This is a genomic window from Paractinoplanes brasiliensis, from assembly GCF_004362215.1.
Lineage (GTDB): Bacteria > Actinomycetota > Actinomycetes > Mycobacteriales > Micromonosporaceae > Actinoplanes > Actinoplanes brasiliensis.
Genome location: NZ_SNWR01000002.1, coordinates 230,283 through 246,166, shown reverse-complemented (window position 1 = coordinate 246,166; position 15,884 = coordinate 230,283). Strand labels below are relative to the sequence as shown.

The window sequence follows — 15,884 nt, the reverse complement described above, 5'->3', positions numbered from 1 at the left end:
CGCGTCAGCACGGCGAGAGCCTCAACCGAGCTCGCCCGGCTCCGCGCCTCTCACTCACGTCCGCGGGCGAATGGGCACGTCGGCGGGGAGCGCTCGCTTGCAGATCAGTGGCGGGGCGTTCAGAGGATGTTGTCCATGACGGTCACCCCGGGCAGGGGCTCGAAACCGATCCTCGAGTAGAGCTCCAGCGCCCGCGCGTTGTCCGACTCGGTCTGCAGGGAGAGCCGGTGGGCGCCGTTCGCCGCGGCGTCGTCGACGACGGCTTCGAGCAGGGACCGGGCCACCCCGCGGCGGCGGGCCGCCGGACGCACGTACAGGTCGCGGACCAACCACGCGGAACGCAGCGTCAGCGCCGCCGGCACCACCGTGACCGTGCAGATGCCGTCGACCGTGCCGTCTTCGCCGGTGGGTCGACGGTCGGCGCTGACGGCCAGGTAGACGCGGGCTCGGGCGGCGTCGATCTGTTCGCGCAGCCAGGTCGCCGCCGCCTCGGGGGCCGGGTTGGCGCCGTAGTGCTGGCGGTACTCGTCGAGGAGCAGGCTCGCAGCCTCCCACGTCGCGGGGATGTCGTCCTCGGCCAGCCGCGTCACGGTCACCTCCCCATAATCGCCTCTATCCCCCGACAAAGCGGGCATAATTCGATCGTGGCGCACATCGACGAGGTCCTCGGGCCGGAGGACGACACGATCCTCTTCCTGCAGTCACGGGCGATGGTCTACGTCACGATGCTCTGGGTGGTCGCCGCCGTCTGGGTCACCACGCTGGCGCTGTTCGTCCTGCTGAGAACGGCCCTGGGCGACACCCCGGACACGGGCGACATCGTCCTCTACGTCGAGCTGGCCCTGATCGTGCCGCCGGTGACGGCCGCGGTGATCCTGCTCACCGCTTGGAACAGGCTGGGCTGGCTGCACAGCTCGATGCGCGGGCTCGACTTCGCCGCCACCGGGCGCCGGCCCGTGCACATCCCGTGGGCGGGCATCCGGGAGGTGGCGCTGCGCTACCGGGGGCCGTTCACCGAACTCCTCATCACCCCGGTCGACGACGACTTCGTGGAGCCGGGCGACGGACCGGGCCGGGCCCCGCGCACCCGGCGGCGCGGCGGGCAGCACGCGTACCTGGTCGACGTCGGCCTGATGTCCCCGGAACCAGCCGTCCTGCTGGCCGAGCTGCACCGACGGCTGCCGACAAAGGTCTGAGACCGGTTCCTCGGGGGTTCGAGGGAGTCGGCGAGGCGTACGGTATCGGCGGTTTTCAGGGGTTTCCCGAGCGTGGGCGCCGTCCGGCGCGGCGCGGCCGCCGGGTGGCGTGCGCGGGGTGAACGTAGGCTGTCTCCATGACTGAGTTCGACGGCCTCCCGCTACTCCGATCCCCCGTGGCCATCGCCGCCTTCGAGGGCTGGAACGATGCGGCCGACGCATCGACCGCGGCCGTGGAACACCTCGAGCAGGTGTGGCAGGCCCGCGAGATCACCACCATCGACCCGGAGGACTTCTACGACTTCCAGGTCAGCCGGCCGACGATCACGATGGCCGAGGGCGAGACTCGCAAGATCGAGTGGCCGACCACCCGCTTCACGGTGGCGAGCCCGCCCGGCGCCGACCGCGACGTGGTGCTGATCCGCGGCATCGAGCCGAGCATGCGCTGGCGCACCTTCTGCGAGCAGGTGCTCGAGCTGTGCCACAGCCTCGAGGTCGAGCGGATCGTGCTGCTGGGCGCGCTGCTGGCCGACGTGCCCTACACGCGACCGCTGCCGATCAGCGGCTCGGCCTCCGACCGCGACGCCGGCGAGAAGTACAACGTGGTGCCCACCCGCTACGACGGCCCGACCGGCATCGTCGGCGTGCTGCACGAGGCGGCCGGCCGCGCCGAGCTGGACGCGTTGTCGTTCTGGGTGCACGTGCCGCATTACGCGAACAACCCGCCCTGCCCCAAGGCCACCCTCGCGCTGCTGAGCCGCCTCGAGGACGTGCTCGACCTGCCCGTGCCGCTGGCCGACCTGGCCGAGGAGGCCGACGAGTGGGAGAAGCGCGTACGGGCCGCGGCCGAGCAGGACGCCGAGCTGGGTGAGTACGTACGCGAGCTGGAAGAACGCGTGGGCGACGAGGGCATCCAGCCCCTGACCGGCGACGAGATCGCCAGCGAGTTCGAGAAGTACCTGCGCCGCCGTGGCGGATCGGCCGGCCCCACCGCAGGCTCCTGGTAACGCGTCGAAGCCCGGCCCGGCAGTCGACTGCCGGGCCGGCTTTCTCGTGCACGGGTCACGGCGTAACGCGTGTCGCTGCCGGACGCGTCACAACCCGTGAGGCATCCTAGGAACCTAGGCGTATCGGGCAAGGCGCGTGCCGGCGAGGCGAGGAGGCCTTCACATGACGATCAACCCCGGGGCGGCGGAGTTCCCGCATCGGCAGATCGCGGCTCAGCTGCGGGAGCGCATCCGCCGCGGCGAGTGGCAGCCCGGTGAGCGCCTGCCGTCGATCCCCGCGATGGCCGAGATGTTCGGCGTCGCCAAGCAGACCGTGCAGCGCACCATCGACCAGCTCCGCGTCGAAGGCATCCTGATCACGAAACCCGGTTCGGGCACGTACGTGCGGGGCACCCGCCGCCGCCTGAATCGGCTGAGCCGGGGCCGGTACGGCGCACACCGCGGCTACCACGCCGACCTGGCCGCCCGCTATCGGCAGCAGTTGGTCTCCGTACGCCGTGAGCCGGCCCCGCCCGAGGTGGCCGACGCCTTCGGGGTGCGCGACGGCACCGAGATGCTGGCGCGGCGGCATCTGGTCAAGACCGACGACGCCACGGTCGAGCTGGGCGCGTCCTGGTTCCGGGTGACCGACGTCAGCGGCACGTCCCTGGAGCGGGCCGAGGCGTTCGGCCGGCCGCTCTATCAGGAGGCCGAGGAGGTGCTGGGCAAAAGGTACGCCTCGGCGACCGACACGATCAGCGCCCGCCAGCCCAGCCGGGACGAGGCCGAGATCCTGCAGATCCGCCCGGACACGCCGGTGCTGCACCTGCTTCATGTGGCGTTCGACGAGACCCGCAAGCCGATCGAGGTGGCCCAGGCGACCTGGCCGGGCCCCATGACGACGCTCACCGAGGAGTACAAGATCCCGGCGCCCACGCCGTCGGCTCCCGACACCGATCCGGGGCTCGCGCTCGCGTAGCAGAAAGGCGAAGACCCGAGGGGCCGATGGCTCCTCGGGTCGACTTGTTCACGAGGGAGGGCTGGGGACAGCCCTCCCGGCAGTGCCGATCAGAAGTCGAGAACGCTGATGCTGTTGCCGTTCAGGATCCCGTTGTAGCTGCCGTAGACGCCGCCGCCCTGACCGTAGTGGCCGTGGTGGTGGAAGTGACGACGGTGACCGTAGAAGGAATAGTGGTCATCGTCGTCGCACCAGTCGTGCGAGGCGGCCGACTGGCCGGAGGCGGCGGAGCCGTGCGAAACGGCAGCCTGGGCGGGTCCCGCGAGGGCGAGGCTCGCGCCGGTGGCCAGGAGCAGGCCAGCGAGGTACATAACCGGACGACGCATGATGTTTCCTTTCGGACGAAAGTAGGACGACCGAAAGTCTCGTCCTTTCGTCACGGAAATGCGTCGGTTTGCCGATAAGTACGACCATTCCGGGCTTAAACTCTAAAACCGGTCCGTAACCCTCGCGCAACGCATTAGGGTCGCCCGTGGCAACCGTCTGCTCAGAGCTTGACGCCGAGCAGAGCGTCGACCGTACGGGCCATCAGCGCCGGCGCCTGGTCGTCCTCCCCCGCGTGCGACAGGGCGGCGTCGGCCCACGCGTCCACCACGGCCAACGCGGCAGGCGAGTCGAGGTCGTTACGCAGAGCCTCCCGTACGGCGGAGAGCAGCCCCTCGCCCGACGGACCAGCCGGAGCCGCCGCAGCCGAACGCCAGCGGCTCAGACGTTCCTGGCCGGCCTTCAGCACGTCGTCGGTCCACTCCCGGTCGCTGCGGTAGTGCCCCGCCAGCAACCCGAGGCGTACGGCCATCGGGTCGACGCCGTCGGCGCGCAACCGGGACACGAAGACCAGGTTGCCCTTCGACTTCGACATCTTTTCGCCCTCGAGCCCGATCATGCCGGCGTGCACGTAGTGCGTGGCGAACGGCGCCCGGCCGGTCAGGGTCTCGGCGTGCGCGGCCGAGCACTCGTGGTGCGGGTAGAGCAGGTCGTTGCCGCCGCCCTGCACGTCGATCGTGTCGCCCAGACGGCTCAGCGCGATGGTCGCGCACTCGATGTGCCAGCCGGGGCGTCCGGGGCCGAGGTCGCCGCCGTCCCACGCGGGCTCGCCGTCGCGGGCGCCGCGCCACAGCAGCGGGTCGAGCGGGTCGCGCTTGCCCTCGCGGTCGGGGTCGCCGCCACGCTCGGCCGAGAGCACCCGCATCTCGTCGCGCGACAGGTTCGACTCGTAGCCGAAGCGGGGCGCGGCGGCGATCGAGTAGTACACGTCGCCGGTGCCGTCGTCGAGCGGGTACGCCGCGCCGCAGGCGAGCAGCTCACGCACGTGCTCGACGATGGCCGGGATCGACTCGACCGCGCCGACGTAGTGGGCCGGCGGCAGGATCCGCAGCGCCTCCATGTCCTCGCGGAACAGGGCGGTCTCACGCATGCCGAGGACAACCCAGTCCTCACCGTCACGCGCGGCCCGCTCGAGCAGCGGGTCGTCGATGTCGGTCACGTTCTGCACGTAGTTCACGTCGTGCCCGGCGTCGCGCCACAGCCGGTTGACCAGATCGAACGTGATCATGGTGGCGGCGTGGCCGAGGTGGGTGGCGTCGTAGGGCGTGATGCCGCAGACGTACATCGTCGCGGTGGAACCGGGAACGGTGGAGGCGGTCTCGCGGCGGGCCGAGTCGAAGAGGCGCAGCGCCGGCGCCTCGCCGGGCAGGGTCGGCACGTCGTGCCCGGTCCAAGTATCCATGGTCAGGAGCCTATCCAGGGCACCCGGAGGACGCTCCTGAGCGTGGGGAAAACTACAGCTACACCGGCGGCCAGGGGATGGCCGGCCAGTCCTGCGGCGGGTCGGGGAACCGCCCCGCCCGCAGCAGGCGCCTGGCCCGCTGCCGGACGTGCCGCACCTCGGTGAGCGTCAGGTGCTCCTCCAGCGACTCGCCGAGCGCGCCGTCGAGCTGGGCGGCCAGGGCGGTCAGCACCTCGGTGGCCTCCGGGATCAGCTGCTTGCCGGTCCACCCCCACAGGACCGTGCGCAGCTTGTTCTCCACGTGGAAGCTGACTCCGTGGTCGACGCCGTGGACCGAGCCGGTCGCCGGGTAGAGCACGTGCCCGCCCTTGCGGTCGGCGTTGTTGATGACCGCGTCGAAGACGGCCAGCCGGGCCAGCCGCGGGTCGTCGGCGTGGGCCAGCGCGTAGGCGTCGCCGTCCTCGTCGCGGGCGTTGGCCACCGGCAGCCAGCCGTCGGGCACGTCCCACGCCGGGACGAAGCCGATCAGCGACTCGGCCGTTTCCGGCTCGTCGATCCACAGCTGCAGCGCGCCCGGCCCGAGCGGGCCGTCGCGCAGGATCGTCGGAGGCACCAGGTCCCACCCCGTGGCCCGCGAGACCAGATAGGCCGAGACCTCACGGCCGGCCAGCGTGCCGTCCGGGAAGTCCCACAGCGGGCGTTCGCCCTGCACGGGCTTGTAGACGCAGCGGCGGGTCAGGCCGTCGAGCGTGATCTCGGCCCGCAACGTGGTGTTGGAGGCGTCGACCAGCCGGCCCTCGATCTCGAGCCGGCCGCGGGCGAGCAGGTCGAGGGCGTCGGCCTCGGCCAGGGCCGCGGCGGGCTCCGTGGTCACCGGTGGTAGCCGTTGTGCCGGGGGCACAGGTGGCCCGCCGGGTCGAGCGGCTGGCCGCAGAGCGGGCACGGGGGCCGGCCGGCGGCCACGACCCGGCGCGCGCGGTCGATGAACGCCCGGGTCGCCTCGGGGGTCAGCCGCACCCGCAAACGGTCGAGGTCGTCGTCGGGCTCGTCGTCGTCATCGTCATCGTCGTCGGTGACCGCGGGCTCGTCCTCGCCCAGCTCGATCTCGACCTCGGCCTCGCCGGCCTCGATCGCCTCGATGACAACGGTGCTCGTGTCGACGTCGAAGGCGAGGCCCAGCGTGCCGACCCGGAACTCCTCGTCGACAGGGGTGTCGAGCGGCTCGTTGTCGTGGGGGGCGGCAACCGGCGCGTCGGGCAGCGAGACACCGAAGCGTTTGTTCGCCTCGACGAGCAACTCCTCGAGTTTCTCGGCGAGCAGCGACACCTGGACCTTTTCCAGCGCGACGCTGACGACCCGGCCGCCGCCGCGGGCCTGCAGGAAGAACGTCCGGTCGCCGGGCTCGCCCACCGTCCCGGCGACGAACCGCTCCGGCGGCTCGAACGAGTGCACCTGGTGGGTCATGCCGACAACCCTATCCACGACCGGACCACCCTGCGCATCCCCACCGGCCGGGTTCGCTGAGGGCTCAACAAGCATCATCCTGCGGTAACACGCCCGTCACACAGAGCACTCAGACCCCGCCGCCGGCGCCCCCGCCCACTGCCGCGTCGGACCGGGCGCCGTCCTGCGACGGCGGCGGGATCAGCGACGCGAGGTCGGACGTGTCGTTCAACCGGACGAGGAAGGGCCTGGCCGGCGTGTATCGAATCACGCTGATCGAGGCCGGGTCGGCCACGATGCGCTGGAACTGGTCGAGGTGCAGGCCCATCGCGTCGGCCACGATGGCCTTGATCACATCGCCGTGGCTGCAGGCCAGCCAGAGCGCGTCGGGCCCGTGCGAGGCCGTGATCTGCTCGTCCCAGCGCCGGATGGTGGCGACCGCACGCGCCGACATCGCGGCCATCGCCTCGCCGTTCGGGAAGACGGCGGCGCTGGGGTGCTGCTGCACGACCGGCCAGAGCGGCTCCTTGGCCAGTTCCTTGAGCGGGCGGCCCTCCCAGTCGCCGTACCCGCACTCGGTCAGGCCCTCGTCGATCACCGGTTCGCAGCCGGGCAGCGCCAGGTCGACTGTCGTGCGGCAGCGGATCAGCGGGCTGGTCACCACCGCGGCCAGCGGCAACGGGCGCAGTCGCTCACCGGCCCGCGCCGCCTGGGCCCGGCCGGTGTCGTCCAGCTCCACGGGACGCCGGCCGGCCAGCTCGCCGGTGGCGTTGGCCGTCGTACGCCCGTGCCGGAGCAGCAGGACGGTGGCCACTACTCGGCCACGCCGGACTCTTCGAACGCCTCGGCGACGATCCGCAGGGTGTCGAGGCCGCTCTTCAGGTCGCCGACGTACGGGCTGATCGACAGCGTGCCGGCACCCGCCGCCGCGTACTGCTTGATCCGCTCCTTGATCTGGATCTTGTTGCCGAGGATCGAGGTCCGCTCGATGAACTCCTGCGGCACGGCCTCGGCCGCCTCCGCCTTCTGCCCGCTGAGGTAGAGGTCCTGCACCTTGGCCGCGGCGTCGGCGTAACCCATGCGCACGGCCAGTTGGTTGTAGAAGTTCTGCTCACGGCTGCCCATGCCGCCGACGTAGAGCGCCGCGTAGGGCCGGATGACGTCGGCGCACCAGGCCACGTTGTCGCCCACCACGACCGGCACGCTGGGCGCCACGTCGAAACCGGTCAGCCCCAGCCCCTTCTTGGCCCGGCCCCGCTCGATGTGCTGCAGGTACTCCCCCGCGGCGTCGGGCGCGAAGAAGATGGCGAGCCACCCGTCGGCGATCTCGCCGGCGAGCTCCAGGTTCTTGGGGCCGACGGCGGCCAGGTAGATCGGGACGGCCTCGCGCGGCGGGTGGAAGCCGAGCCGCAACGCCTTGCCGGGGCCCCCGGGCAACGGCAGCGTGTGATGTTCGCCCTGATACGACACGGGCTGCCGGGCGATCGCCATCTTCACGATCTCGACGTACTCCCGCGTACGGGAAAGGGGTTTGGCGAAGCGCACGCCGTGCCACCCCTCGGAGACCTGAGGACCCGAGACGCCCAGGCCCAGCCGGAACCGGCCGCCGGACAGCGCGTCGATCGTGGCCGCGGTCATGGCTGTCATCGCGGGGGTGCGGGCGGGGATCTGCATCACCGCGGCGCCGAGGTCGATCTGAGACGTCTGCCCGGCGATCCAGGCCAGCATGCTGACCGTGTCCGACCCGTACGCCTCGGCCGACCACACGACGGCGTAACCGAGCCGATCCGCCTCCTGGGCCATCGCCAAGTGGTCCGCGGGCGTGGTCCACGCCGCCTGATAGCCGAGGTTGAGTCCGAGCCGCACGATCTGCCTCCCAGGTACGCCGTCCCCCGCAGCCTACTGACCCGCTTTCCGCGATCTCGGTCAGGTAACCGACGGGGTTGACGTGGGCAGCGGCATTTCGCTGTTGAGCGTTGCTGAATAAGGTTCACTCATGCTGCAACGACCGCTCGGCCGAAGCGGGCTGGCGGTCTCCCGGCTCGCGCTCGGCACCATGACCTGGGGCCGCGACACCGACCCGGACGACGCGGCCGCGCAGCTCAAGCTCTTTCTCGAGGCCGGCGGCACCCTGCTCGACACGGCCGACGTCTACGGCGACGGCGACGCCGAGTCGGTGATCGGCTCGCTGCTCGACCACCTGGTGCCGCGCGACGAGGTGGTGATCGCGACCAAGGCCGGGCTCACCCCGCGCGGTTACCGCCGCCGCGACGGCTCCCGCGGCAACCTGCTGCGCTCGCTCGACGCCTCGCTCCACCGGCTCGGCACCGACTACGTCGACCTGTGGCAGGTGCACGGCAACGACCCGATGACCCCACTGGAAGAGACGCTGGGCGCGCTCGACCATGCGGTGACAAGCGGCCGCGTACGGTATGTCGGCGTCTCCAACTTCGCGGCGTGGCAGACCGCCCGCGCCGCCACGTGGCAGTCGGCCTATCCCGGGCGCGCCCCGATCGTCGCCGCCCAGATGGAGTACTCCCTGCTCGAACGCGGCATCGAACGCGAGCTGCTGCCCGCCGCGCAGGCCCTGGGCCTCGGCGTGCTGGCCTGGTCGCCGCTGGGCCGGGGTGTGCTCACCGGCAAGTACCGCAACGGCCGCCCGCTCGACTCGCGCGCCGCCACCGAGCATCTCGCCCCGTTCGTGCAGACCTATCTCGAGCCGCGCAGCTCCAGCATCGTGCAGGCGGTCGTCACCGCGGCCTCCGGGCTCGGCGTCTCGCCCGTCGAGGTCGCGCTGGCCTGGATCCGTGACCGCCCCGGTGTGGCCGCTCCCATCCTCGGCGCGCGTACGGCCGCGCAGTTGCAGGGCGCGTTGCTGAGCGAGGAACTGACCCTGCCGGCCGAGATCGCGGGCGCGCTCGACGACGTGTCCGCGATCGACGTGGGCTACCCCGAGCGCGAAGGGGTCGGTTACCCGGACGGCGAGGGCTGAGTTGTTCCGCGCGACCACCTACCGCCGCGGGGTCTTCCTGCTGCTGGGGGCGGTCGTCCTTCTCCCGTACACCCTGGTCGCCGTGCTCCTGGCGCAGGCCTACCAGGCGAGCGGGGAGAACGTGGCCGGCGCCTTCTCGGCCGGGGCCGTCGCGCTGGTCGTGGCGGCGATCCCGCCGTTCCTGGGCGGCACCCGCGAACTGGAGATCACCGCCGCCCGGGCCCTGCTCGGCGCCGACCTGCCCGCGCACGACCGCGACCACCCCCTGACCCGCGAGGCCCGGCTTCGTTCGGCCCTGTGGTTCGGGCTGCACCTGCTCGGCGGTGGTGTGGTGGCCCTGCTGCTGATGATCGCGGTCCCGTTGGCCCTGCTGGCGTTCGTCGAACGGCTCGGCCTGACCAACGGCGCGCTGGCCGGCACCGACATCGGCCCGCTGCGGTCCGACAACCGCTGGGGCTGGACAGCGGTGGGGGTGGTGCTGCTGGTCGTCTCGGTCTGCATGACGGCCGGGCTCGGTTCGCTCGCCGCGACCATGGCGCCGGTGCTGCTCGGCCCGTCGGCGGCCGAGCGGGTGGCCGCGCTCGAGGCCCGCGAGCGGCAACTGGCCGAACGCAACCGGCTGGCCCGCGAACTGCACGACTCGGTCGGTCACGCCTTGACCGCGGTGACCCTGCAGGCAGGAGCGGCCCGTACGGTGTTCGACAGCGACCCGGCCTTCGCCCGGCGCGCTCTGGGGTCGATCGAAGACCTCGGCCGTACGGCGTTGGAGGAGCTGGACGCCGTGCTCGGGCTGCTGCGCGACGACGCGTCCGGGCCGACGCTGGCCGATGTGGGACGGCTGCTCACCGGCGAGGTCGACGCCGAGGTGGACGACGTGGACGTGCCCGCGCCCATCTCCCGCGAGGCGTACCGGATCGTGCAGGAGTGCCTGACCAACGCCGCTAAGCACGGGTCGGGCCGGGTCACGCTGCGGATCACCGCCCCGGACGACCTGGTCGTGGAGGTCGCCAACGCCGTCGGGGAGTGGCCACGGACGGCGACCAGGTCGTGCCCTCGGCCACCGGTTGCCGGCCCGACGTGGTGCTGATGGACGTGCGCATGCCCCGCATCGACGGCATCCAGGCCACCCGCCTGCTGCTGGAACACCTCGCAGACCCGCCGCGGGTGCTCGTGCTGACGACTTTCGAGAACGACGAGTACGTGTACGAGGCCTTGGCCGCCGGGGCGAGCGGCTTCCTGCTCAAACGGGCCCGCCCCGAACGGATCGCCGAGGCGGTGCGGATGGTGGCCCGCGCCGCCCTACGCGGGCGCTTCGCCGTCACCGGCACACGTCGCGCCCGCTGGACGTCCCCCGAGTCGGCCGCCACCTGGGGCCGCCGGGCGACGTACGTGGCCGCCGCCATCCCCGTGCTCTACGCCTTGACCCGTTTCGCCTGGGCCCTCGGCATCCCGCTCGGCCTGCCCGCCGAGGCAGTCGACGACCTGCACGACACCGGCGCCGCCTGGGCGGGCGTGGGCCTCGCCACCTTCGCGGTGGTCGGCGCCATCCTCACGCTGGGTCTGGTGCAGCGCTGGGGCGAGGTCTTCCCCCGCTGGGTGCCCGCCCTGGCCGGCCGCAAGGTCCCGATCCGCCTGGCCACCGTCCCGGCGACCTTGGTAGCCATCTTCGTCATGTCAGCGTCGGTCGGCTTCCTCACCGACCCCATCTTCTGGGACAAGCTCACCACCGACACAGCAGCCGTGGCCCCCATGCTGACCTGGCCGGTGTGGTCCGTGGCCCTGGCCGCCGCCACGCTCGCCTACCACCTGCGCCGCAGCCCCACGTCCGGCCGCGGCACGCCGGACTCCAGGCCAATGTCCGCTGAAGCGCAAGGTCCCGGCGGCATCAGCTGAAGCACAAGGTCCCGGCGGCATGATGCAGCCGGGACCTTGACGCGGTCAGATGTCGAATTCGCCGACCTTCACACCGGCAATGAACTCCGCCCAGGCCTGCGGCGTGAACATCAGAGTCCCGCCGTCTCTGTCCTTGGTGTCCCGCACGGGAACAACATCAGAAAGATTCGTGGCGACTTCGACGCAGTCACCCCCATTGCTTCCGCTGCGTGTGCTCTTGCGCCAGACAGCGCTGGACAGATCGCGACTACTCACGACTGCTCATCTCCCCTGTCGTCATGATCTTCTTGATCATGTCGTCTGAGTCTCCCTCTGGCAGGGCCAGCGCGACCAGCGCGTTCCAGGCCTGCTCGTACACGGCGAGCTCTCGTGGACGGTCCAGATAGAGCGCTCCGGTGAGGCTTTCCGAGTAGACCGTAGGAGGCTCCCCGACCTCCCCGTTCATGGACGGGAATTCCAGAATCGAGAACGCCCCGGACACGGAAGCCCGATGCGGCCCGGCCGAGGTCGGCAACACCCGCACGGAGATGTGTGGTTGCTCATTGGCCTTCAAGAGGTGGAAGAGTTGTTGCTGCATGGCGCCAGGAATGTCGATCCGGGCGTGCAATGCCGACTCGGCAACAACCACTTCCAGGCGGGGAGGGGCCGGAAAGTGGCGTGACAGCAGGCCTTGGCGCTCCTGACGGATCTTGATCCGGCTCTCGAGCTCGGTGTCAGTAAGATCCGGGCCATCGGCTCGGAGGACAGCCTCCATGTAAGCGTGAGCCTGGAGCAGACCGGGAATGATCGTCGGCTCGTACTTGCGGATGTGGGAGGCCGCGGACTCGAGACCGATGTACAGATCGAACCAATCCGGGACAGCATCGCCGTGGGCGGCCCACCATCCTTTGGCGCGCGTCTCCTTGGCCAGCCCGATCAACGCTTCCGTGATCTCGTTCGGGGTTTGGTAGAACAGGCAGAGGGTCCGCACATCGGCGCCGCGGACGGGTACAGCGCCCTTCTCGATCCGCCAGAGCTTCTGCGTCGAGCACTCGAGATGATCGGAAGCGGCTTTGACCGTGACCCCAGCCTTCTCCCGTTGCTGCCTGAGGAATCGGCCGAGCTGACGTCTCGGAACCGTGCTGTTCGGCTCGGGCTCCCCCATTCGACGTCCCCTTCCGTCTTGACCCGGTACTGCACGCGTCGTGGAACGGCTGATCCACCCTCATGGAAGCCTTCCGCAGGAACTTTCCCCGAGCAAGGGGTCCACGGTGGATTCGCCCTGGCGCAATATTGCACGGCGACAGGGAGCCGGACAGCCTGTTCCTACGGCGTGGCGGCCGTTTGGATCTCCCCTGGCGGCCGTCATGCCCCTCAACTTCGAAGGGGGTGGCAGCGTGCAAAGGGATGATCTCGTAAGAGCGCTGGAGGTTCAGCCGCACAACTCAGATGTCCGCGTACGGCTCGGAGGCATCGACGTAGACCTGATCCGCACCGATTACGACACCGAGCGCGACGCCATCGTCCTGGACATCCATCCGGATGACCTTGAGGATGCGCTCAGGGTCGCGATCGCCGGGCCGTGGTGGAGACGTCGGTAGCCGACGAGGGCGCGCTGTGATCGCCGCCGCAGGTCTGAAGGCTGACCAGCTCAGAGGCTCACGCGCCGGGATACGCGCTGGTCAGTGCTTGTCGACGGCCGCGTAAGGAGTGCACTCTAGCTGGCATGGACTACGAATACGCGCCGCTGCGGTTGCCCTCGAATGTCGATCGGTTGACCGCGGCGGCGCAGCTTGCCATTCAGGCGGAGTTCTCGGGGTGGGAGCTGGCCCGGGTCCAGCTTTTCGCCGACGGCAGCCGCAAGGTGATGCTCCGCCGCCGTATTCAGCCGGGCCCGCAGCCGGGGCTGAGTTACTGAGAGGGCCCGTCCGGCTGGACGGGCCCTCTCAGTGCGTCAGTGCTGGTGACCGGCGTGGTCGTGTTCGTCGGAGTCCTCGTCCGGCAGGAACGGGTGCTCGTCGAGGCGGCCGACCAGCAGGTCACCCTCCCTGGGGGCGAACGGGCCGTCGCCGTCGGAGTCCTCGAACTCGTCGAGGTCGAGCGGCGTGGTGATCTCGCTGACGGTCAGCAGGCCGTCGAGCGGCTCCAGCTCGGGCACGTCGAGCGACGAGAGCGACCCGTCGCCGGCCTGCAGCAGCTCCAGCACGGCCTCGCCGACGCTCTCGACCGGGCCGGCGTCCTCGTCCTCGGGACGGACTGCCGGCGTGCGTCCTCGGCGCGGCGCAGCAGGGCCGACACGCTGGGCACGCGGTAGTCGCGCCGCTGCCGCACGGAGAGCACCTGCGGGTACGGGTCCGTCGAGTCGCCCGCCTCGAAGCCGTTGACACCCAGGCCGAACCGCTGGTCGGCCTCGTCCGGGTCGATCGATTCGACGTCCCACGGCGTCACTTCCCCGTACGCGTCGAGCAGCTTCTCGTCGTAGGCGAAAGAAGCGTTGTTCAGGTCGACGTACGCCTGCCACACGCCGTCGTCGTCGACACGGCCCTCGGCCGCCTTGACCGCCGCGAGATGCGCCCGGGAGGCCTCGATCACTCGCTCAAGGGCGGCATCGAGTTCCGCGTTCTGGTCGGTCATCGGTTTGGATCCTTCCGCAGGTCAGCTGTTCCGGAGCAGACGGTCGAGCACACGCACGCCGAACTTTAGTCCCTCCACCGGGACGCGCTCGTCGATGCCGTGGAACAGGGACGCGAAGTTCAGGTCGGCGGGCAGCCGCAGCGGGGCGAACCCGAAGCAGCGGATGCCGAGCGTCGAGAAGGCCTTCGCGTCGGTGCCCCCGGACATCAGGTACGGCACAGTACGCGCCCCCGGATCCTCCGCGCGCAGCGCCGCCCCCATCGCCTCGACGAGCTCGCCGCCGAACTCGGTCTCGACGGCCGGCTGCTGGTGCACGTGCTCGATCTCGACGTCGGGCCCGATCAGCTCGCGCAGCTCGGCCAGGAACCGGTCGGCCTCGCCCGGCAGGGTGCGGCAGTCGATGGTCGCCGACGCCCGGCCGGGGATGACGTTGTCCTTGTAGCCGGCCTCGAGGCGGGTGGGGTTGGCGGTGTTGCGGATGGTGGCGCCGATCAGGTTGGCGATCGGGCCGAGTTTGGCGATCGCCACCTCGGGGTTCTCGGGGTCGATGTCGATCTGCAGCGCGTCGCCGACCTGCTCGAGGAACGCGCGTACGGTCGGGGTGACAACCGTCGGGAACCTGTGCCGCCCGACCCGGGCGACTGCCTCGGCCAGGGTGGTGACCGCGTTGTCGTCGTGGATGAAGGAGCCGTGCCCGGGGCGGCCGGTGGCGTGCACGCGCAGCCAGTCCAGCCCCTTCTCGGCGGTCTGCACCAGATAGAGCCGCAGGTCGTCGTTGACCGTGTACGAATACCCGCCGACCTCGCCGATCGCCTCGGTGCACCCGTCGAACAGGTCGCGGTGGTTCTGCGCCAGCCACTGCGAGCCGTATTCCATGCCGGCTTCCTCGTCGGCCGTGTAGGCCAGCACGATGTCACGCGGCGGCACATACCCCGTACGGGCCCAGTCGCGGACCACGGCGAGCATCATCGCGTCGAAGTCCTTCATGTCGATCGCGCCGCGGCCCCACAGGTAGCCGTCTTTCTCCTCGCCCGAGAAGGGGTCGACGGACCACTCGCGCGGGTCGGCCGGGACGACGTCGAGGTGGCCGTGCACGAGCAGCGCCCCGCGGCTGCGGTCGGCGCCGGGGATGCGGGCGACCAGGTTGGCCCGCTTGGGGGCGGACTCGCGCAGCTCGACCTCGATGCCCGCCTCGCCCAGCTTGGCCGCGACGTACTCGGCGGCGACGCGCTCACCGGCCGTCGTACGCGGGTCGCCGGTGTTGGTGGTGTCGATGCGCAGCAGGTCGCGGCAGATGCCTACGACCTCGTCGGCTCCGGTGGTCTCCATCCGCCCTTCTTACCAGGGGTTTGTGACAGTGACCGCCTGGGGTAAAGCCCCGGCCGTGTCTTCCTTGAATCTCCCCCCGCTGCCGCCGCTGGGCGGCGAGACCACCGGGCGCAACGTCGTCGACGTGGTCACCGCCGAGCACCGTGAGCTGCTCGAGCTGTGTGACCGGCTGATCGCCGCGCCCGACGACAAGCGCCTGGCCGGCGTCGTGATCGCCGAGCTGTCCCGGCACCTGAGCGCCGAGGAGCAGTACCTTTACCCCGCCGTTCGCCGCACTGTGCCGGGCGGCGACGAGCTGGCCGACCGTGAGCTGGCCGAGGACCGCCAGTTGCTGATCACTCTGCAGCATTTGCAGAAGGAGTTGTCGGCCTCCAAGATCAAGGACGTTGCGGACGCCGTACGCCGCCATGTGGACGCCGACGCCGAGGAGCTGCTGCCCGTCCTGTCGCAGATGGTGCCGATCGAGGACCTGATCCGGGTGGGCAACCGGTTCGAGACCGCCGAGGAGGCCGCGCCGACCCGTCCGCACCCCGGCACGCCGTCGACGCCGCCGTGGAACAAGGTGGTGGACCCGGCCGTCGCCGTCGTGGACAAACTGCGCGACGTCGTCACCGGTCGAACCACCTACGCCAAGGATTTGTAGGTAAATCACCGGATTCGTTAACCCATTTGTCACATACGGGGGATC

Annotated in this window: 19 protein-coding genes and 1 pseudogene; 9 read left to right on the top strand and 11 right to left on the bottom strand. The window is 70.7% G+C overall.

From position 1 onward, the window contains the following. Window positions 1-119: 119 nt before the first annotated feature. Entirely contained in the window at window positions 120-596 is a 477-nt protein-coding gene (locus C8E87_RS33145) for a GNAT family N-acetyltransferase (RefSeq protein ID WP_166661365.1), read from the bottom strand. A gap of 48 nt (window positions 597-644) precedes the next feature. Between C8E87_RS33145 and C8E87_RS33140 the strand changes: the two genes are divergently transcribed. The 3 genes from C8E87_RS33140 (at window position 645) to C8E87_RS33130 (ending at window position 3,161) form a co-directional block, all read left to right on the top strand. Then, entirely contained in the window at window positions 645-1,196 is a 552-nt protein-coding gene (locus tag C8E87_RS33140; protein WP_133877396.1) for a hypothetical protein, read from the top strand. 137 nt (window positions 1,197-1,333) lie between these two features. Then, entirely contained in the window at window positions 1,334-2,203 is an 870-nt protein-coding gene (locus tag C8E87_RS33135; protein ID WP_133877395.1) for a PAC2 family protein, read from the top strand. Between the two features lie 163 nt (window positions 2,204-2,366). Beyond that, window positions 2,367-3,161: a GntR family transcriptional regulator gene (locus C8E87_RS33130; protein WP_133877394.1), complete on the top strand. Its 795-nt coding sequence runs from the start codon at window positions 2,367-2,369 to the stop codon at window positions 3,159-3,161. An 89-nt stretch (window positions 3,162-3,250) separates the two neighbouring features. Here the strand turns inward: C8E87_RS33130 and C8E87_RS33125 are convergent, their stop codons facing one another. From C8E87_RS33125 to C8E87_RS33100, 6 genes are all read right to left on the bottom strand, one after another. Next, window positions 3,251-3,526, bottom strand: coding sequence for a hypothetical protein (locus tag C8E87_RS33125; RefSeq protein ID WP_133877393.1), 276 nt, complete (start codon window positions 3,524-3,526; stop codon window positions 3,251-3,253). 161 nt (window positions 3,527-3,687) lie between these two features. Further along, window positions 3,688-4,926, bottom strand: coding sequence for a cysteine--1-D-myo-inosityl 2-amino-2-deoxy-alpha-D-glucopyranoside ligase (gene mshC / locus C8E87_RS33120; RefSeq protein WP_133877392.1), 1,239 nt, complete (start codon window positions 4,924-4,926; stop codon window positions 3,688-3,690). Between the two features lie 58 nt (window positions 4,927-4,984). Next, complete coding sequence (locus C8E87_RS33115) at window positions 4,985-5,800, bottom strand: SCO1664 family protein (RefSeq protein ID WP_133877391.1); 816 nt, start codon at window positions 5,798-5,800, stop codon at window positions 4,985-4,987. Beyond that, the gene (locus tag C8E87_RS33110) at window positions 5,797-6,390 is read right to left on the bottom strand and encodes a DUF3090 domain-containing protein (protein WP_133877390.1); all 594 of its coding nucleotides are present in this window, start codon (window positions 6,388-6,390) and stop codon (window positions 5,797-5,799) included. Before C8E87_RS33110 ends, C8E87_RS33115 begins: the two co-directional genes overlap by 4 nt. Window positions 6,391-6,499: 109 nt before the next feature. Then, window positions 6,500-7,183: a histidine phosphatase family protein gene (locus C8E87_RS33105; protein ID WP_133877389.1), complete on the bottom strand. Its 684-nt coding sequence runs from the start codon at window positions 7,181-7,183 to the stop codon at window positions 6,500-6,502. Beyond that, complete coding sequence (locus C8E87_RS33100) at window positions 7,183-8,235, bottom strand: LLM class F420-dependent oxidoreductase (protein WP_133877388.1); 1,053 nt, start codon at window positions 8,233-8,235, stop codon at window positions 7,183-7,185. The genes C8E87_RS33105 and C8E87_RS33100 overlap by 1 nt, the downstream gene beginning before the upstream one ends. A gap of 130 nt (window positions 8,236-8,365) precedes the next feature. Between C8E87_RS33100 and C8E87_RS33095 the strand changes: the two genes are divergently transcribed. The 3 genes from C8E87_RS33095 to C8E87_RS47020 are packed head-to-tail and all read left to right on the top strand — an operon-like array spanning window position 8,366 to window position 11,254. Then, complete coding sequence (locus C8E87_RS33095; protein WP_133877387.1) at window positions 8,366-9,361, top strand: aldo/keto reductase; 996 nt, start codon at window positions 8,366-8,368, stop codon at window positions 9,359-9,361. A 1-nt stretch (window position 9,362) separates the two neighbouring features. After that, the gene (locus C8E87_RS33090) at window positions 9,363-10,448 is read left to right on the top strand and encodes a sensor histidine kinase (protein WP_133877386.1); all 1,086 of its coding nucleotides are present in this window, start codon (window positions 9,363-9,365) and stop codon (window positions 10,446-10,448) included. After that, window positions 10,385-11,254, top strand: a complete 870-nt coding sequence (locus tag C8E87_RS47020) for a response regulator (RefSeq protein WP_239080150.1) — start codon at window positions 10,385-10,387, stop codon at window positions 11,252-11,254. The genes C8E87_RS33090 and C8E87_RS47020 overlap by 64 nt, the downstream gene beginning before the upstream one ends. 45 nt (window positions 11,255-11,299) lie before the next feature. Here C8E87_RS47020 and C8E87_RS33080 read toward each other — a convergent pair whose 3' ends face one another. Together C8E87_RS33080 and C8E87_RS33075 are read right to left on the bottom strand one after the other, a co-directional pair. After that, a complete protein-coding gene (locus C8E87_RS33080; RefSeq protein ID WP_133877385.1) occupies window positions 11,300-11,509 on the bottom strand; it encodes a DUF397 domain-containing protein in 210 nt (69 codons plus the stop codon). Beyond that, on the bottom strand, window positions 11,502-12,398 hold the full coding sequence (locus C8E87_RS33075; RefSeq protein ID WP_133877384.1) for a helix-turn-helix domain-containing protein: 897 nt from the start codon (window positions 12,396-12,398) through the stop codon (window positions 11,502-11,504). Before C8E87_RS33075 ends, C8E87_RS33080 begins: the two co-directional genes overlap by 8 nt. 40 nt (window positions 12,399-12,438) lie before the next feature. On the opposite strand from C8E87_RS33075, the gene C8E87_RS43955 reads away from it, so the two are divergent. Both C8E87_RS43955 and C8E87_RS33070 read left to right on the top strand, forming a co-directional pair. Further along, a complete protein-coding gene (locus C8E87_RS43955) occupies window positions 12,439-12,834 on the top strand; it encodes a hypothetical protein (protein WP_166661364.1) in 396 nt (131 codons plus the stop codon). Window positions 12,835-12,959: 125 nt separating this feature from the next. Further along, window positions 12,960-13,151 carry a DUF5703 family protein gene (locus C8E87_RS33070; protein WP_133877383.1) on the top strand — a complete coding sequence of 64 codons (192 nt, stop codon included), beginning with the start codon at window positions 12,960-12,962 and terminating at the stop codon, window positions 13,149-13,151. A 36-nt stretch (window positions 13,152-13,187) separates the two neighbouring features. Here C8E87_RS33070 and C8E87_RS33065 read toward each other — a convergent pair. Together C8E87_RS33065 and C8E87_RS33060 are read right to left on the bottom strand one after the other, a co-directional pair. Beyond that, window positions 13,188-13,867 (bottom strand): annotated as a pseudogene (locus C8E87_RS33065) (hypothetical protein). A 21-nt stretch (window positions 13,868-13,888) separates the two neighbouring features. Then, on the bottom strand, window positions 13,889-15,196 hold the full coding sequence (locus tag C8E87_RS33060) for a M20/M25/M40 family metallo-hydrolase (RefSeq protein WP_133877382.1): 1,308 nt from the start codon (window positions 15,194-15,196) through the stop codon (window positions 13,889-13,891). Window positions 15,197-15,260: 64 nt separating this feature from the next. Between C8E87_RS33060 and C8E87_RS33055 the strand changes: the two genes are divergently transcribed. Next, window positions 15,261-15,839, top strand: coding sequence for a hemerythrin domain-containing protein (locus C8E87_RS33055; RefSeq protein ID WP_239080160.1), 579 nt, complete (start codon window positions 15,261-15,263; stop codon window positions 15,837-15,839). Window positions 15,840-15,884 lie beyond the last annotated feature (45 nt).